Below are 16,979 nucleotides of genomic sequence, written 5' to 3' on the forward strand. Positions count from 1 at the left end.
CTCCTTGCCCTACAGAGGCCAGCAGGCGGCTCCCGGGTTGCCTGGCTTTCCGAACTCGTCCAAAGGGACCTCTCCAGGCAGCCCTGGCCGCCTGCAGTCCTCGACCCGGAAGACCAGCAGGCCCCGGCGACGTCCCAGCGGGTCGCGCTGCCAGGCGGTGCGCATCTCCGCCGTCGCGAAGGACGACTTCATATAGCGGGCCGAGAGGATCACGACGGTGCGTGCGGCCTGTTGGAGGCCCTCGTCCATCTTCTGGATGAAGTTGTTGCCGGGCTGGAAGTCCCATTTCTGGATGACCACGCTGTAGTTCGCGTCAGTTCGCGTCCTCCAGCACCAGGCGACCCACTTGGCCCAGTCCTCGTCGGCACCGGTGTAGGAGATGAAGAAGTCCGGGCTCGCGCCGGCTCTCTCCACGGTGCCCAACTGGGTAATGCCGGCAGTATTGCAGTCACTGTCTGACAGCGGAGCGAGTGTCCATGCGCGCAGCGTGGACGGCTGAACCCCGCTGCAGGTCATCAGTGGACGCGGGGCGGACGAGTTGGCCTGTACGCCGGGTTCTGTACCGGGTCGCCTCACGGCTTGCCGGTGACGGTCATCCATCTAGGACCGCCGTTGCCGGCGGCCTCCAGCGGCCTACCCGCAGGCTCGGGCGGGCAGCCCTCGAACGCCTGCGCAGCCCTGACCGAATCCGGCCGGGGCCTCTTGGCCTTGCTCCAGGTGGGGTTTACCTAGCCGCCCGGGTCACCCCGGGCGCTGGTGCGCTCTTACCGCACCGTTTCACCCTTACCGGCTCCGTGCGGTGCCGGCGGTCTGTTTTCTGTGGCACTGTCCCGCGGGTCACCCCGGGTGGGCGTTACCCACCACCTCGCCCTGTGGAGCCCGGACGTTCCTCGGCGGCACCGGGGTCAGTGCCCCGCTGCCGACGCGACCGTCCGGCCAACTCGTCCGCGGGGCTCAGCATATGGCACTGGCCGTCCTAGACTGCGTCCACGGGTATCAGTGCCCGGAACGACGAACTCCTGCCGGCCTGGGCTGGTTGGACGCATCCGCAGGGGGCGGGCGATGACGGCACCACAACAGCCGGGTGGCGGCCTGGACAAGTCGCTGACGGCGGCCCCGGGGCAGCTCCCGCCGGCGACCGGGGCCCTGCCGGCCCAGCCGCAGCCCGGCGCGTCGGGTCCCGCCGGCACACCGGGCACGCCGGGTGCGTCGGGCACGCCGGGTGCGTCGGGCACGCCGGGTGCGCCGCCGGCACCGGGTACGCCGGGTACCGGGCCTGGCGGGGGTGCGCGGCCGGCCCGGCGTGGGGTCGCCTACTCGACCTATGCGATCACGGTGCTGGTGCTGCTGATCGCGATCGCGGTGATCCTGTTCGTGGTGAAGAACGACCAGCAGATGAGCATCTGGATCTTCGGCTCCACGCAGGTCATGTCCGTCGCCGGCGCGCTGGCCGCGGCCGCCGCGGCGGGGCTGGTGGTGGGCCTGCTGATCGGAGTGATCCCGCAGATCAGGCTGCGTCGTCAGCTACGTCAGCTGCGCCGGGACAACCGCACCAGCTGACCGGCGACACTGCTGCGCGTTCCCGTGGCGGCGCCGATGGCTCCGCCACGGGGGTCGGCGTGGCTGCCCGCGAGATCCCGCCTCGGTGCGGTCGGGTCCGACGCTGCCGTTCGAAGAGTGAAGGCTTCTGGTTGTTCTGGCGACCAAAATCCTTCGCCCTTGTCAGGTAGCAATGCTGGCCGCGGCCATCGGGGCCCGGATCCGGCGCTTCTCGGGATTCTGCGACAACCTCAGCCCCGACGTGCGGCGAGCACCGGAAATCCCCGGCGCCAATCCATGACCCGCGCACCGGCGCATCGGGCGCACCGGCGCTCAGTTGAATTGAATCCGAAGGATTCAGTGACCGCGGCGCACCCAGTCGTCATAGTCGACGGCTTCCTCGCCGATCGTCGTGTCATCGCCGTGGCCGGTGTGCACGATGGTTTCCGAGGGAAGGGTGAGCAGCTTTCCGCGGATGGAGGAGAGAATCGTCGGGAAGTCGGAGAAGGACCGCCCGGTCGCGCCCGGTCCGCCGCGGAACAACGTGTCGCCGCTGAACAGCACCGGGTCGCCGCCCAGCTCACCGAACAGGCAGACCCCGCCGGGGGAGTGACCGGGAGTGTGCAGCACGCGCAGCGTGCCGCCCGCGATCGGGATGGCCTGGCCGTCCCGCAGCGACTGGTCGGCGGGGCGCTCCGGGTAGATCTGGCTCCACAGCTCCATGTCGTCCGGATGCAGGGCGATCGGCGCGCGCACCCGGTCCGACAGCTCCGCGGCCGCGTTGATGTGGTCGTTGTGACCGTGCGTCGCGACGATCAGTGACACCTTGCGCCCGTCGACAGCAGCCTCGATGACGGCCGGGTCGTGCGCCGCGTCAATGATGATCACGGTGCGGTCGTCGCCGACGAGCCACACGTTGTTGTCGACGGTGAACGACTGTCCGTCGAGGGTGAAATCCCCTCGGGTGATGACTCTGTCGACGCGCTGGACGCCGTTGACCGTCACGTTGACTCCTCTCGGCGCCGGCCCCCGTCCGGTACCGGCAGACCCCGACCGACCGTACCCGTCCGATCGCCGGCGCGACGTCCCGCCGGCCGGCCACACCCGTCCGGCTTCACCGGAACCGGGCATAACGTCCAAGGTTGGACGGAGCGCAGTCACGGGACGCGGGTGCGGCGGGCCGGCAGCGGGGTGGCGGCGGAGTGGGTCAGATCAGGACGACGCTGCGCAGCACCTCGCCGCGGTGCATGCGCTCGAACGCGGCCTCCACATCGCCGATGCCGACGGTCTCGGTGATGAACGCGGACAGGTCGAGCCGGCCGCGGCGGTGCAGGTCGATGATGATGGGGAAGTCCCGGGTCGGCAGGCAGTCCCCGTACCAGGACGAGGACAGCGACCCGCCGCGGCTGAACACCTCGATGAGTGGCAGCTCGAGGGTCATCGACGGGTCCGGCACACCGACGAGCACGAGGCGGCCGGCGAGGTCGCGGGAGAAGAAGGCCTGCCGGTACGTCTCGGGACGTCCGACCGCCTCGATGACGACGTCCGCCCCGTTGCCGTCCGTCAGCGCGCGCACGGCCTCGACCGGGTCCTGTGTGCTGGAGTTCACGACGTCGGTGGCACCGAACTTCCGGGCCCATTCCAGCTTGCGGTCGCTCAGGTCGATCGCGATGATCCGGCGGGCGCCCGCCACCGAGGCGCCGGCGATGGCCGCGTTGCCGACTCCGCCGCACCCGAACACGGCGACTGTCTCGCCGCGGCCGACCCGCCCGGTGTTCACCGCGGCGCCGAAGCCGGCCATCACCCCGCAGCCGATCAGGCCCGCGGCCTGCGGCGGGACGGCCGGGTCGACCTTGACGCACTGCCCGGCCGCGACCAGCGTCAGCGGGGCGAAGGCGCCGATGCCCAGGGCCGGCGTGAGCGGCGTGCCGTCCTGCAGGGTCATCGGGTTGACCGCGTTGCGGGAGTCGAAGCAGTACCAGGGTGCGCCGCGCAGACAGGACCGGCAGACCCCACAGGGGGCCCGCCAGGCGAGCACGACGTAGTCGCCGGGGGCGACCGAGGTGACGCCTTCGCCGACGGCCTCGACCGTACCGGCGGCCTCGTGCCCGAGCAGGAACGGATAGTCGTCGTTGATCGCGCCTTCCCGGTAGTGCAGGTCGGTGTGGCACACGCCGCAGGCCTGTACCCGCACCCGGGCCTCGCCAGGCCCGGGAGCCGGCACGACGATCTTCGTCAGGCCTACCGGCTCACCCTTTCCTCCGGCGACGACCGCCTCCACCGTCACTGCCTGTGGGCCCTCGGCCATGGCACTCCTCTTTCCGTCCGCGCCGGTGATTCCGCCGCACCGATGCGGCGGCGCAGGCATCAGCCGGCGAACTCAGCCAACACCCGACCGTCGCCGTACCGCAATGTGCGCCAACGCGGAAGCCCGTGGACACGACCGAGTGGAGACGGCGGGTGAAGCGGCGACTAAATCACCGCGAAACGCGCCGGGTGGGCACCGAAGTTCGAGTCATGCATGCGAGATTGAGCGCGACACGCCGACTGGCGGGCCCCGAGACGGCCGATACCGGGTCCGGGTCGGTACGCTCCAACCGGTCCGTTTCTGCTCGTCACAGGAGGAGATCTCCGCCGAAGACGCAGTAACAGGCGACACACAGCAAGCCCCGAAGCAGTGACAGCCCCGAAGCAGTGACGAACCGCCCTGAACGAGTGACACCCCGAACCTTGTTACACCCCGAACCTAGTGACGCCCCGATGCAGTGACCCACCCGAACGAGTGGCGCAGGGACTGTCCGAGCAGTCGTGAGGAGCAGGTACTTCGTGGTCCGTTCCGACTCCGCGGTCACCGGTCCGCCGGGCCGCCGCTACTACGGCGAGGTGACGGTCGGCGAACCTCGCCTGTCCGAGGACGGCCGCCTGGAGGTTGGCGAGGATATCGCCGACGACGGTACCGGCAAGCCGGGCCCCACCGGGCGCCCCATGCCCGTCTTCCCGGTGCCGGACGCACTGACCTCGCATGGCCCCGCATGGGTCGTCGCGATGTGTAACCAGAAGGGTGGCGTGGGGAAGACCACCAGCACGATCAATCTCGGCGCGGCGCTGGCCGAGTACGGCCGGCGGGTCCTGCTGGTCGACTTCGACCCGCAGGGCGCGCTCTCGGTGGGCCTGGGCATCAACCCGATGCAGTTCGAGGTCACGGTGCACGACCTCCTGCTGGGTGGCGACGTCGACATCCAGGACACGATCGTCGAGACCCAGGTGGAGAACCTCGATCTGCTGCCGAGCAACATCGACCTGTCGGCTGCCGAGGTGCTGCTGGTCACCGAGGTCGGCCGGGAGCACAGCCTGGCTCGCACCCTCGCCCCGATCATGGATGTGTACGACGTCATCCTGATCGACTGCCAGCCCTCGCTGGGCCTGCTCACCGTGAACGCGCTCACCGCCGCCGACGCCGTCATCGTCCCGCTGGAGTGTGAGTACTTCGCGCTCCGCGGCGTGGCGCTGCTTCTGCAGACCATCGACAAGGTGCGGGAGCGCCTCAACTCGCGGCTTGAGCTCGCCGGGATTCTGGCAACCATGTACGACGCCCGAACGCTGCACGCCCGGGAGGTCCTCGCCCGGGTCGTGGAGCGCTTTCCCGACGAGGTCTTTCACACCGTGATCAACCGTACGGTGCGTTTTCCGGAGACGACCGTCGCGGGTGAACCAATCACCACCTATGCCCCCACATCGGTCGGCGCGGCCGGATACCGTCGACTGGCCCGAGAACTGATGGCCCGCTACGCGACGCCGCCAGCCGTCGGGTGATCCGATCGGTCGGTGACCGGCCCGCTGGGCCGGGCGCCGCACCGCAGGACCGGCTGCCGCGTCACCTGGGCCGGCTGTTCGGGCCGCCGCCCGGGTGGCCGGCCACGGTGATGCCGCCGCCGGTCGGGTCGGGTGGTGAGCGGGCCGGGCGGTAGGCGGCGCGGTCGCGGGGAGACGGGGCCCGGTCGGCGGGTCCTGCGACAGGGACAACCGATCGGGGACGGAAGAAACGCTGTGCTGTTTCAGCTCGCCGAGCCAGCGGCGCTGCTCGGCATCCTGCTTGCCTTCGTCGTCGGCGTCTTCGTGCACGACGCCGCGCAGATCTTCGCCGCCCGCCTCGCCCGGGACCCGATGCCCGCGCGGTCCGGGCGGCTGACCGCACGGCTGGGGACCCAACGGGTCAGCCCGTTCAGCTGGGTCGGCGTGCTGCTCGGCGGCGCCGGGTGGACCGAGCCGATCCGGATGAACGACGTCTGGCGCCGGCGCCGGTTCCACGTCACCGCCGCGCTGCTCGCCGGCCCGCTCGCCTACGCGCTGCTGGCGCTCGCGGCACTGGGCGGCACCCGTGGGCTCAGCGAGCTTGTGCTGATGGTCCAGGGCGACCGGGTGGCCGAGATCTTCGGCGCCAGCTTCGCGGTCGAGCTGCTGATGTGGATGGCGTACACGTTCGCCTCGATGTGCATCCTCAGCCTGGTCCCCGTCCCGCCGGCCGACGGGGGGCGCATCCTGTTCCTGCTCGGTCCGCAGAGCGAGGGCTGGCGCAAGGCGCACTACCACCTCACCGAGCGCAACATCGGCGTCGCGATCCTCCTCGCGGTGGTCCTTCTGCCGGTGCTCTTCGCGGGCTTCCCGTCCGTGCTCGGCCAGCTGACCCTGCCGCTGCTGCGCGGCCTGGGCTCGCTGATCGGGCTCGATCTGCTCTGAGCGAGGACGAGAGTTCCGCGGACCGGGCTGAGGCGACGGCGACGGCAACGGCAACGGCCGCAGGCACGGCCGCAGCAATGGCCACGGCGCCAGCAACGACCGCGGCGACCGGGGTTGCGGCGACCGGGGCTGCGGACGTCTCCGCGGCCTCGGCGGCCAGCGCGCGAGGGGGCCGCACCGAGCCGTTCGTGGTCGAGTTGGACAACTTCTCGGGGCCGTTCGACCTGTTGCTCTCGCTCATCGCCAAGCACCGGATGGACGTCACCGAGGTGGCGCTGTCGAAGGTGACCGACGAGTTCGTCGCGCACATCCGGCGTCTCGGCGACCGGTTCGACCTGGGGCAGGCCACCGAGTTCCTGGTGATCGCCGCGACCCTGCTCGACCTGAAGGCCGCCCGCCTGCTTCCCGGCGCGATCTCCGATGACGAGGCCGAGGACCTCGCCCTGCTGGAGGCGCGCGACCTGCTGTTCGCGCGGCTGCTGCAGTACAAGGCCTACAAGGAGGCCGCCTCGATCTTCAGCGCGATGATGGCGCTGGAGGCCAGGTTCGTCGCCCGGGCGGTGCCGCTGGAGCCGCGGTACGCCGCCGCGCTGCCCGAGGTCCAGATCAGCATCGGCCCCACCGAGCTCGCGGCGCTCGCCGCCCGGCTGCGGGAGCCGCCACTTCCGCCGCAGGTGGCCACCGACCACGTGCACCTGCCCAGGGTCAGCGTCCGCGAGCACATGATCGCCGTCATCGGGATGCTGCGTGAACTCGGTGTGGCCTCCTTCGGCGTGCTCTGCGTCGGGCTGCTGGAGACGATCGAGGTCGTCGCGCGTTTCCTGGCGCTGCTGGAGCTGTTCCGCGAGGGACGCATCACCTTCGAGCAGGAACGGCCGCTGGGTGAGCTCATCGTCCGCTGGGTGGCCCGCGCCGAGGATGAGGACCGTCCTGTCGGGGCCTCGCTCTACCCTGGCGAGGCAGGGCAGGACGGGCCCGCCTTCGACCCGGGTCTGCCGGATCTGACGGCCGCGGCGCCAGCCGGAGCCGGAGCAGGATCCGCGGCCGGAGCAGGATCCGCGGCCGGCGACGGATCCGCGGCCGGCGACGACGGCGGAGACTGGGACGGTGACGACGACCTGGCCGGCCGTCGGAGAAGGCCGAGGAGGCCTCGAGGAGCGAGGAGAACCACGGAGTGAGCGGCGATCCCACCCACGCGGGGGAGGCGGGGGCAACAGGCGCGACAGCAGTCGAAGAGGCGAGCCGCCCCTCGGACATCGCGCTGGTGGAGGCGGTCCTGATGGTGGCGGAACGGCCGGTGGGCGTCGCCGAGTTCGCCACCGCGCTCGACATCCCCGCCCGCCGCGTCGAGCAGCTTCTCGTCGAGCTGGCCGAGGCGTACAGGCGCGAGGAGCGCGGCTTCCGGTTGCGCCACGTCGGCAAGGGGTGGCGGCTCTACACCGCGGACGAGTGCGCGCCGTGGGTGGAGCGTTTCGTGCTCGCGGGGCAGTCGGCTCGCCTGTCGCAGGCCGCGCTGGAGACGCTCGCGATCGTCGCCTACCAGCAGCCGGTCAGCCGCGGGCGGATCTCGGCGGTGCGCGGCGTCTCGGCCGACGGGGTCATCCGTACCCTCACCGCGCGCAACCTGGTCGAGGAATGTGGCCATGACCACGAGTCGGGGGCCATCCTCTACCGGACCACCGACTACTTCCTGGAGCGGATGGGCCTGCGCGACCTTGACGAGCTGCCTCCGCTCGCACCCCTGCTGCCCGGCGTCGCGGATATCGATGACATCGTGGCGTCATGAACGGCACCGTCTCCGACCCGAACAACCCGAACGACCCCTCCGACCTCGCTGGTTCCGACCGCGATGGTTTTGACCTTGCCGACCCCGGCCGCGTCGCCGCGTCCGGCCGCTCCGGCCGGCCGGGCCAGAAGCCGGGGCCCGAGGCTGAGGGCATCCGGCTGCAGAAGGTGCTGGCCGCGGCCGGCATCGGGTCCCGCCGAGCCAGCGAGGAGCTGATCGACGCCGGGCGGGTCCGGGTCGACGGTGAGGTCGTGCGCGAGCAGGGCCGCCGGGTCGACCCGGAGCGTGCGGTCATCGAGGTCGACGGCGAGCGTGTCGTCACCCGGACGGGGCTGGTGCACCTGGCACTGCACAAGCCCCGCGGAGTGCTGTCGACGATGTCCGACGACCGTGGCCGGCCGACGATCGCCGACCTGCTCACCGAGTTCGGGACCAGGCTGTTCCACGTCGGCCGGCTGGACGCCGACAGCGAGGGCCTGCTGCTCGTGACCAACGACGGTGACCTCGCGCACCGCCTGATGCACCCCTCCTACGGTGTGCAGAAGACCTATCTGGTCGAGATCACCGGCCCCGTCCGCAAGGACCTGCCCCGCCGGCTGCGCTCGGGGGTGGAGCTGGAGGACGGCCCGGTGAAGGTCGACTCCGCCAGGATCATCGACATGGCCGCGTCCCGGGTGATGATGGAGATCGTCCTGCACGAGGGTCGCAACCACGTCGTGCGCCGGGTGATGGAGAGCGTGGGCCATCCGGTGCACCGGCTCGTCCGCGTCTCGTTCGGCCCGGTCGCGCTGGGTACCCTGCGGGCCGGCCGGGCACGGCACCTCACCCGGCACGAGGTCGGTGCCCTCTACAAGGCGGCCGGGCTGTGACGTCCAACAGGTTCGCCGCGCCGTACGTGCGGCCCGGGGTCGACACGGCGGCGGCCGACCCTCCGGCCTGGGACGACCGGAACCTGCCCGAGCTGCGGCGGGTGGCCGTCGTCGGCTCCGGGCTGATCGGTACGAGCATCGGGCTGGCACTGTCCGCGCGCGGGATCGAGGTGTTCCTGCGGGACACCGACGAGGCGCAGGTCAAGCTGGCCGAGGCGATGGGCGCCGGCCGGCCGTGGCAGGGGGAGCGGGTCGACCACGCGGTGATCGCGACCCCGCTGCCGACCGTCGCCGCCCAGCTGCGGGAGCTGCAGCGGGGCGGCCTGGCCGCCACCGTCAGCGACGCCGGCAGCGTGAAGGCACGTCTGCTGGTGGAAGCCGTCCAGCTCGGCTGTGATCTCGGCAGCTGGTGCCCGGCGCACCCGATCGCCGGGCGGGAGCGGCACGGCGCCGTGTCGGCCCGTGCGGACCTGTTCGCCGAGCGGGTCTGGGCGATCTGCCCGGTCCCGCACACCGGTGCCGACGCCGTCGCCGCGACCGCGGCGCTGGCCCTCACCTGCGGCGCCATCCCGGTCCGGACGACGCCGGAGCGCCACGACGCGACGATGGCGGTGCTCTCCCATGTGCCGCAGCTCGTGGCCAGCGTCCTCGCCGGGAGCCTGCTCGGGCTGGACTCCCACGACCTGCCGTTCGTCGGCCAGGGCTTCCGGGACACCACCCGTCTCGCCGACAGCGACGCGGCCCTGTGGGCGTCGATCATCGACGGCAACCGTGGCCCGATCGCGGAGCGGGTGCGCCTGCTCGGGCGGGAGTTCACCCACCTCGCCGACGTGCTCGCCGAAGGCACCCGGGAGGAGGTCGTCGCCGCCGTCTCGGGGGCGATGGGCCGCGGCCACCGGGGCCGGGCGCTGCTGCCCCGCAAGGCCGGTGCGAAGGCACTTCCGTGGGGGTGGGTCGGCGTCGTTCTCGACGACCGGCCGGGCCAGCTGGCGGCCCTGTTCGCCGTCATCGGCGAGTGGGAGGTCAACATCGAGGATGTCGGGCCGTTCGAACACAGCCTCGACGCCCCGGCCGGGATCGTGGAGATCGCCGTCGACCCGGCTGGCGCCGATGGCCTGGTCGAGCGGCTGACCGAGGCCGGATGGACGGCATACCGGCGCTCCTGACGGAGCAGCGAGTAGCCTGATCCGGGTCGGCCGCCCGGCAGGTGCACGTAGGGACCAACGGCTCGTGCTCCGGGGACCTCGGTGCGTGGGTTCGGCGCCGCCGGCCGGTTGCACAGAAACATGCGGGTCGACAGACACGCGTCCGGACGGAGGAGACGGGTGAGCCCCGACGACGGGTCCGCTGCGCCGGGGGTTGCGGCCACCGGCAGCCACGACGATGCTTTCGTGACGGAGGACCAGGAGACCACGCGGTCTTCGTCCTCGTCGCAGGCGGGAGCCGCTCCCGCACCCGACCCCACCCGGTCCGCCGCCGGTGGCCTCGTGGTCGCGGTGGACGGGCCCGGCGGCTCCGGGAAGAGCACCGTTTCCAGGCAGATCGCACGTCAGCTGCGGCTGCGGTACCTGGACACGGGTGCCATGTACCGGGCGATCACCCAGGTCGCGCTGGACCGGCGCATCGACATCGAGGACCCGGTCGCGGTCGCGGAGGTCGCCGAGCGCACCGTGCTCACGATCGGCACCGATCCGGACCAGTCGACGATCCACGTCGACGGAGTGAACCTCGACGAGCAGATCCGCACCCGGGCCGTCACCAACGCGGTGAGCGCGATCGCGGCCGTGCCCGCGGTGCGGGCGCGACTCGTCGCCCAGCAGCGAGAGATCATCGCCGAGTCGCTCGCCGCCGGCGGCATCGTGGTCGAGGGCCGCGACATCGGCTCGGTCGTCGCACCGGAAGCCCCCGTGAAGGTCTTCCTCACCGCGTCCACCGAGGTGCGCGCGCTGCGGCGGTCCCGCCAGCTGGGGGAGAAGGGCGTCGACGACGTGGCCCGCACCCTCGCCGAGCTTGACCGGCGAGACGCGCTCGACAGCTCCCGGACGGTCGACCCGCTGTCCATCCCGGAGGGCGCCATCGTGCTGGACTCCAGCACGCTGTCGGTCAGCGAGGTGGTGGACGAGGTCATGCGCCGCAGCGAGCACCTCCTGGCTCCGGCACCATGACCAGCCCGGACGCCGTCACCAGCCCGGACGCCCCGGCCAGTTCGGCGGGCCCGGCCGGCCAGAGTGGCGCACCGGCGGTGGATGCCGCCGCCGTCGACACCAAAGGGGCGGGCGCCGTCGACACGGTGAGCGTGGCTGAGGAGGCCGCGGAGGCGCCCGCGGCGCAGGTGGCGCTGGCGCGACCGGCCGAGCTGGCCGCCCAGCCCACCGCCTCGTCGTCGGGCACGTCCCCGGCCGCCGCGTCCCCGGCCGCCGCGTCCCCGGCCGCCACGGCCGCGGCGTCCACGGCAGCGAGCCGGGCCGGGGCCCGCGGCACGGCGCCGGCGCACCGCGGCGCGGCGTCCAAGCCGTTCAACGACATCACGCACCGCGTGCTCAAGCCGCCGGTGCGCTGGGTGCTCAACCACCTCGTGATGAGTGTCACCCACGAGGGCTGGGAGAACATTCCCCGCGACGAGCCCCTGATCTTCGCCGGCAACCACAGCAGCTGGATGGACGGCCCGCTGGTCGTCATCGAGGCGCCGCGCACCGTGCGGTGCCTGGTGAAGTCCGAGATGTACAAGGGCATCGTGGGCTGGTGGCTGACATTCGTCGGCCAGATCCCGGTGGACCGCGGCCGCCCGGACCGGGCCGCCCTGCACACCGCGCTGGACGAGCTCAGCCGCGGCGGCGCCATCGGCGTCTTCCCCGAGGGCACCCGCGGCAGCGGCGAGATGGCCGCCGTCCAGCACGGCATCGCCTACCTCGCGGTGCACGGGCGGTGCCGGGTGCTGCCGGTGGCCTGCATCAACACCGGGGACGCACTGCCGAAGGGCGCGCGCTGGCCGCGGCGTTCGGTGAAGTGCCGGGTGGTGTTCGGTGAGCCGTTCGCGGTGGAGGTGCCGGCGAACCCCCGGTCCCGGCGAGCACTCGCCGCGGTCGCGGAGGACATCCGGGTGCGCCTGGCGGACCATCTGACGACCGTGCGTGCCGGTGCGTCCGGGGAATCCGCGGCGGCGGAGTAAGTTCTACCGGATCGCTGTTTGTTCCGGGTGTGTCTGACGGGCCCGCCTTCCGCGGACGGGCAGCTCGTCAACCACACCCACCGAGATGTCCAGCCCGAGCCGGATGTCCAGCCCGAGCCGGAGTGCAGCAGTCATGAACATCGAAGACCTCGCCGCCGAGACCCACGACGACCTCGCGGGCCGGGGCTCCTCGGCGTCGGGGCCGGCCGCCGGCGGTCAGCCGGTGCTCGCCGTCGTCGGGCGGCCCAACGTCGGTAAGTCGACGCTGGTCAACCGCATCCTCGGCCGCCGCGCCGCGGTCGTCGAGGACACTCCCGGCGTCACCCGCGACCGCGTCGCCTACGACGCGGTCTGGAACGGCCGTCGGTTCACCGTCGTCGACACCGGCGGCTGGGAGCCGGACGCCCGCGGCCTCGCCGCCAGGGTGGCCGAGCAGGCCCGGGCCGCCCTCGACACGGCCGACGGCGTGCTGTTCGTCATCGACACCACGGTCGGCGCGACCGACGCGGACGAGGCCGTCGCCAGGGTCCTGCACCGGTCGGGCCGGCCGGTCATCCTCGCGGCGAACAAGGTCGACGACGCGCGGACCGAGGCCGACGCGGCCGCGCTGTGGAGCCTGGGCCTGGGTGAGCCGTACCCCGTCTCCGCGCTGCACGGCCGCGGTAGCGGTGACCTGCTCGACGCGGTCCTCGCGGTGCTGCCCGAGGCGCCCAGGGAACGCTTCGTCGAGGAGGACGGCCCGCGGCGGGTGGCGCTGATCGGCCGGCCGAACGTCGGCAAGTCCAGCCTGCTCAACAAGATCGTCGGTTCGGAGCGCTCGCTGGTGCACGACGTCGCCGGCACCACCCGCGACCCGGTGGACGAACTCGTCACCGTCGGCGGCGAGACGTGGATGTTCATCGACACGGCCGGTCTGCGGCGGCGGGTGAAGGAGGCGTCCGGCGCGGAGTACTACTCCTCGCTGCGGACGGCGTCCGCGCTGGAGGCCGCCGAGGTCGCGATCGTGCTGCTCGCCGCCGACGAGCCCATCACCGAGCAGGACCAGCGGATCATCAGCATGGTCACCGAGGCCGGGCGGGCCCTCGTGCTGGCGTTCAACAAGTGGGACCTGCTCGACACCGAGCGCCGGCTCGACCTGGAGCAGGAGATCGTCCGGGACCTCGGCCGCGTCGCCTGGGCCCCCCGGGTGAACATCTCCGCCCGCACCGGCCGCGCCACGGACAAGCTCGCGCCGGCCCTGCACACCTCACTGGAATCCTGGGGCACCCGCATCCCGACCGGGCGTCTCAACGCCTGGCTAACCGAGATCGTCGCGGCGACGCCGCCGCCGTCACGGGGCGGCAAGATCCCCCGCGTGCTGTTCGCGACCCAGGCCGGGGTGCGCCCGCCGCGCTTCGTCGTGTTCACCACCGGCTTCCTGGAGTCGGCGTACCGCCGGTTCCTGGAGCGCAAGCTGCGGGAGGACTTCGGCTTCGCCGGCACCCCGATCGAGATCTCGATCCGGGTCCGCGAACGCGCCGACCGCCGGGCCTGACGCCGACCAGTACCTTCGCGGCCAGCTCCGGGGGATCGGCTCGTTTCTTCTGGTCACTCCTGCGCTGCCTGGCGGCCGGAAGCGGGGCCGGTTGGCCGCCGCCGGCTCCGCCCGGCACTCGCGCAGTAGCCGCTATGCGACCACGCGGGCGTACCGCTGCCCTGGGCCGAGCCGTGGGGCAGATGTATCCCCAGGTGGATGAACAACTGCCAGGCCCTTCGTTCATCGTCGCCCGACCGCTTGACTACTGCTACTCTAGGTAATTAGTCAAGTGCGTAGAGGAGTTTCGATGACGGGTCCGGCAGCGTCCGTTCGTCGAGCGATCCCGGTTCGCGGCCGGCGGGCGACGGCCTGGCCCGATCATCAGCATGTGCCCGAGCTCGGCACCTGGCCGACCGCCCACGTGGCGGCCGACCAGGAGGCGCGGCGTGGCCCGACCGCGGCGGCGGACGGGCGGCATCGATCGCCTGAGCTGGTGCCCGGAACCCTGTACCGGTTCGTGCAGGGCGTCGACGAGCGCCCCACGCCGATGTCGCCTGAGCAGCTTCAGAGCCTGCATGACCCGTTCGCCGCCCGCCTGCTGGCTTCTGGCGTCTTTCCGATGACACTGCCGGAGCTGCTCGGCGGCCTGACCGAGGCCAGGCTGCTGCTGCGGCAGCGGTCCTACGTCATGGGCGAGGCTGGGCAGATCCCGCCGGAGCAGGCCCGGCAGGCGAACCTGTTCCGGGACCTGCGCTACGTCGTGATCCGCTCCGACCACGGCGGCGAGGCTGACCTGCTGGTCAGCACCAGCGCGGTCGACCCGCCGGAGATCACCTTCCTGCAGGTCGCGGCCTGGGATGACGAGCACGGCCTGTTCAACTACTACATGCGCGTCGCTGGTAGCTGGGTGTGGGGCGGCGACTCGTACAGCGCGCTCGCCCCGGAATCTCGCGGTAGGGGGTGTTTCGACAGCCATGTCAACGGCAGCGTAGTGATGAAGGAACTACGCGCGCCCTGGCTGCACTGGAAGTCGATGAAGGCAGGGGTGCGGCTCGACGACGACGACCCACTGCGCACCGAGCCGCTGTTCCGCGACGCCGACGGCGCGGAGGACCTCGAGCTGCTCGTCCGCGCCTCGGTGAGCAGATGGACGCACGCTCGACTCGACCGGGTCGACCGGGCTGGGCGGATCGACCACCCGGACTGGCTGCTGCGCCACCTGTGTACCAGCACGACCGTGAACCTCGCGAGCTCCGACCAGGAGAGCCGGGTGCTCGCCGCGTCGCAGGACGAGAACGACCGGCTTGTCGTCCCGACCAGCTTCTGGCTCGACGTCGACCTGTTGCTGAACACTCTGGAGATCCCGGCGAACTTCGACCCGGTGGCTGTGCCGGTGGCGCTGTATGCAGCCAGCCTGCACAAGTATGACTACGCGCTGGTCGAGGGGGACTTCCGCCAGCCGGGCGACACCCACTTCGCGTTCTGCGTGCCGGAGCCGGCGTTCGAGGACACTGAGGTGGTCAGGCAGATGGTGAGACGTGGGCTGCTCACACCACGCCTGGTGGCCTGCGTGGCGATGGTGGACTTCCCGAACCCTGTGTTCAGCGATGCCCGGGAACGGCTGCTCGAGTACGTACCGGACGGCCCTTTGGACCTGCCGGCCGGCGTGCCGGGCCGGTTGGCAGCGGAGTTCGCCGCTGCGATCCTCGCCGTCGCCGAGAAGACTCCTGACGGCAGCCCAGAGCGGGAGTTCGCCGCGAACTGGCAACTCGGCGACAGCGGTTGGCAGGATGCCTTCGCCACCCGCCTGGAGGACTACATGAAGGCGGTCACCGCACAGGCTGCCATGCCAGCCGGGTTCGATGCCTACGTCCGGTTGGCGGAATCCCGGCGGAACCGGTTTCGGGCGATGCGCCTCGCCGAGTTCACGCTCACCCTGCCGACCACCAACATCCCGCGAGGCGCTCCGCCGCTGCGGATGACCGCTGGCGGCGCCGTGACCACATGACCGCCGCGGCCACATGAACGCGCGGTGATCTGCGGCTGCCGCGGCGACAGATCGATCACCTTGTCGGGTGGTCCGGCGCCAGCCGGGCGGCGGGCCCGTCGAGAGGAGCTGCAATGACGGTACTGAACCAGTTCGATCCACCTGGGCACCTGACCGACCTCGACGCGAACGGCAGGGCGGTGTGGAGCAGCTTCATCTCGGAGCAGTTCGACGCGTCCGCCGCCGGCCGGCGTGACCACCTCAACGACGCCCCGCGGGCCCGCTTCTACAACCCGACCAGGGTCGACACCGCCCCCGACGCGCAGACCAGTGACATCAGCTGGATCGCGTTCCCGCGTAACATCAAGGTCAACTCGGTAGCGGACATCCAGCGTTGGCGGCGCGCCGACGCCTCGCGCGACGTGCAGGACGAGTACTGCGAGTGGAGCGTCACCCGAAACGAGCAGGGCCAGATCACCCGGGTGGACTTCACCTGCGAGGGCCCGGAGTACTGGGAGGTGCTCGCCCAGCTGGACCCGGCCAGGGTCGTCCGGCTCTACCAGGAGTTCGTCAGCCCCAAGGTGAGCCAGGGCGACCTGTTCGACGCCTCCGGCAACTATGTGCGGCGCAATCCCTGGAACACCGGAACCGTCCAGGGTGCGATGCACCTGGTCCAAGGGGCGAACACGCTCTCCGCCGAGATCGAGCTCGCCGCCGCCGCGACCATCGTCCGCGTGGTCAACGACACCGAGCTCACCAGCGAGCAGGAGCTGATCAAGTGCTCGCAGTACGGTGACGCCACCCGCAACAGCGACCCGCACATAGGCGGGGTGGTCAACGGCCTGGCCCGCCTCGACGCCGACATCACCCTCGCCAACCCGGTCGGGCTGTACTTCGACGACCTGTCGACGGCGGGTTGGGAGAGTCCGGACGGCTCCGACCCGAAGCGGTTCTGGACCTACACCCGCGGCGAGGACGGCCACCCGGTGCGCGCGGCCTTCGAGGTGCCGGCAAGTGAGAACTTCACCGTCAGTGACATTAGTGTCGGCGGCCAGCCGATCCGCTTCGGCGCGCAGATCGCCGATTTCATCAGCATCAGGCTGACCGGGGTCGCGTGCCGGATCGGGAAGAGCCGGGTGGCGCCGATGCCCTGTGTCGCGCCCACTCTGGACGTGACCGGTGCGCCGGTGACACCCGCCCCTGTCGCCGCCGCCGGTCCGTCACCCTCCGCCGCGATCCGTGACATGGACGTGATCGCCACCCGCTGACACCGGGCCGACCGGCAAACCGCCGGTGGCGGGGCGACCCGAACGCCGGCAGACCGCGCAGGAAGCGTGCCCGGATCGTCCCGCTGATCACGGAGACGCCTGTCCGGG

Annotated in this window: 16 protein-coding genes and 1 other RNA gene; 12 read left to right on the plus strand and 5 right to left on the minus strand. The window is 71.6% G+C overall.

Features of this window, described 5'->3' with window-relative positions:
• Positions 1-9: 9 nt before the first annotated feature.
• Positions 10-414: a toll/interleukin-1 receptor domain-containing protein gene (locus AWX74_RS29780; protein ID WP_165615828.1), complete on the minus strand. Its 405-nt coding sequence runs from the start codon at positions 412-414 to the stop codon at positions 10-12.
• A gap of 116 nt (positions 415-530) precedes the next feature.
• Positions 531-944, minus strand: an RNA gene (gene rnpB, locus AWX74_RS29785) — RNase P RNA component class A.
• Between the two features lie 118 nt (positions 945-1,062).
• On the opposite strand from rnpB, the gene AWX74_RS42160 reads away from it, so the two are divergent.
• Positions 1,063-1,560 (plus strand): lipopolysaccharide assembly protein LapA domain-containing protein, encoded by a 498-nt coding sequence (locus tag AWX74_RS42160; RefSeq protein WP_131799564.1) that lies wholly within the window; start codon positions 1,063-1,065, stop codon positions 1,558-1,560.
• 336 nt (positions 1,561-1,896) lie between these two features.
• Here the strand turns inward: AWX74_RS42160 and AWX74_RS29795 are convergent, their stop codons facing one another.
• Entirely contained in the window at positions 1,897-2,544 is a 648-nt protein-coding gene (locus AWX74_RS29795) for an MBL fold metallo-hydrolase (protein WP_091283604.1), read from the minus strand.
• A gap of 202 nt (positions 2,545-2,746) precedes the next feature.
• The gene (locus tag AWX74_RS29800) at positions 2,747-3,847 is read right to left on the minus strand and encodes an S-(hydroxymethyl)mycothiol dehydrogenase (RefSeq protein WP_091283606.1); all 1,101 of its coding nucleotides are present in this window, start codon (positions 3,845-3,847) and stop codon (positions 2,747-2,749) included.
• Between the two features lie 518 nt (positions 3,848-4,365).
• Here AWX74_RS29800 and AWX74_RS29805 point away from each other — a divergent pair.
• The 8 genes from AWX74_RS29805 (at position 4,366) to AWX74_RS29840 (ending at position 12,100) form a co-directional block, all read left to right on the plus strand.
• Complete coding sequence (locus AWX74_RS29805) at positions 4,366-5,352, plus strand: ParA family protein (protein WP_006540347.1); 987 nt, start codon at positions 4,366-4,368, stop codon at positions 5,350-5,352.
• A 234-nt stretch (positions 5,353-5,586) separates the two neighbouring features.
• Entirely contained in the window at positions 5,587-6,276 is a 690-nt protein-coding gene (locus AWX74_RS29810) for a Zn-dependent membrane protease (RefSeq protein ID WP_091283609.1), read from the plus strand.
• Between the two features lie 77 nt (positions 6,277-6,353).
• On the plus strand, positions 6,354-7,454 hold the full coding sequence (locus AWX74_RS29815) for a segregation and condensation protein A (protein ID WP_226930962.1): 1,101 nt from the start codon (positions 6,354-6,356) through the stop codon (positions 7,452-7,454).
• The gene (scpB, locus tag AWX74_RS29820; protein WP_091283611.1) at positions 7,451-8,062 is read left to right on the plus strand and encodes an SMC-Scp complex subunit ScpB; all 612 of its coding nucleotides are present in this window, start codon (positions 7,451-7,453) and stop codon (positions 8,060-8,062) included. Before AWX74_RS29815 ends, scpB begins: the two co-directional genes overlap by 4 nt.
• Positions 8,059-8,931 (plus strand): pseudouridine synthase, encoded by an 873-nt coding sequence (locus AWX74_RS29825; protein WP_226930961.1) that lies wholly within the window; start codon positions 8,059-8,061, stop codon positions 8,929-8,931. The genes scpB and AWX74_RS29825 overlap by 4 nt, the downstream gene beginning before the upstream one ends.
• Positions 8,928-10,097 carry a prephenate dehydrogenase gene (locus AWX74_RS29830; RefSeq protein WP_091283613.1) on the plus strand — a complete coding sequence of 390 codons (1,170 nt, stop codon included), beginning with the start codon at positions 8,928-8,930 and terminating at the stop codon, positions 10,095-10,097. Before AWX74_RS29825 ends, AWX74_RS29830 begins: the two co-directional genes overlap by 4 nt.
• Before the next feature lie 159 nt (positions 10,098-10,256).
• Positions 10,257-11,096, plus strand: a complete 840-nt coding sequence (gene cmk, locus AWX74_RS29835) for a (d)CMP kinase (protein ID WP_207550442.1) — start codon at positions 10,257-10,259, stop codon at positions 11,094-11,096.
• The gene (locus tag AWX74_RS29840) at positions 11,093-12,100 is read left to right on the plus strand and encodes a lysophospholipid acyltransferase family protein (protein WP_091283615.1); all 1,008 of its coding nucleotides are present in this window, start codon (positions 11,093-11,095) and stop codon (positions 12,098-12,100) included. The genes cmk and AWX74_RS29840 overlap by 4 nt, the downstream gene beginning before the upstream one ends.
• Positions 12,101-12,103: 3 nt before the next feature.
• Here the strand turns inward: AWX74_RS29840 and AWX74_RS42165 are convergent, their stop codons facing one another.
• Entirely contained in the window at positions 12,104-12,235 is a 132-nt protein-coding gene (locus AWX74_RS42165; protein WP_278184665.1) for a hypothetical protein, read from the minus strand.
• On the opposite strand from AWX74_RS42165, the gene der reads away from it, so the two are divergent.
• The 3 genes from der (at position 12,234) to AWX74_RS29855 (ending at position 16,871) form a co-directional block, all read left to right on the plus strand.
• Positions 12,234-13,634 (plus strand): ribosome biogenesis GTPase Der, encoded by a 1,401-nt coding sequence (der, locus tag AWX74_RS29845; protein WP_091283617.1) that lies wholly within the window; start codon positions 12,234-12,236, stop codon positions 13,632-13,634. The two genes, AWX74_RS42165 and der, sit on opposite strands and share 2 nt — an antisense overlap.
• 289 nt (positions 13,635-13,923) lie before the next feature.
• Positions 13,924-15,624 carry a hypothetical protein gene (locus AWX74_RS29850; protein ID WP_131799565.1) on the plus strand — a complete coding sequence of 567 codons (1,701 nt, stop codon included), beginning with the start codon at positions 13,924-13,926 and terminating at the stop codon, positions 15,622-15,624.
• Between the two features lie 113 nt (positions 15,625-15,737).
• On the plus strand, positions 15,738-16,871 hold the full coding sequence (locus tag AWX74_RS29855; RefSeq protein WP_091283622.1) for a hypothetical protein: 1,134 nt from the start codon (positions 15,738-15,740) through the stop codon (positions 16,869-16,871).
• Positions 16,872-16,979 lie beyond the last annotated feature (108 nt).

It is taken from the genome of Parafrankia irregularis, assembly GCF_001536285.1.
Taxonomy (GTDB): domain Bacteria; phylum Actinomycetota; class Actinomycetes; order Frankiales; family Frankiaceae; genus Parafrankia; species Parafrankia irregularis.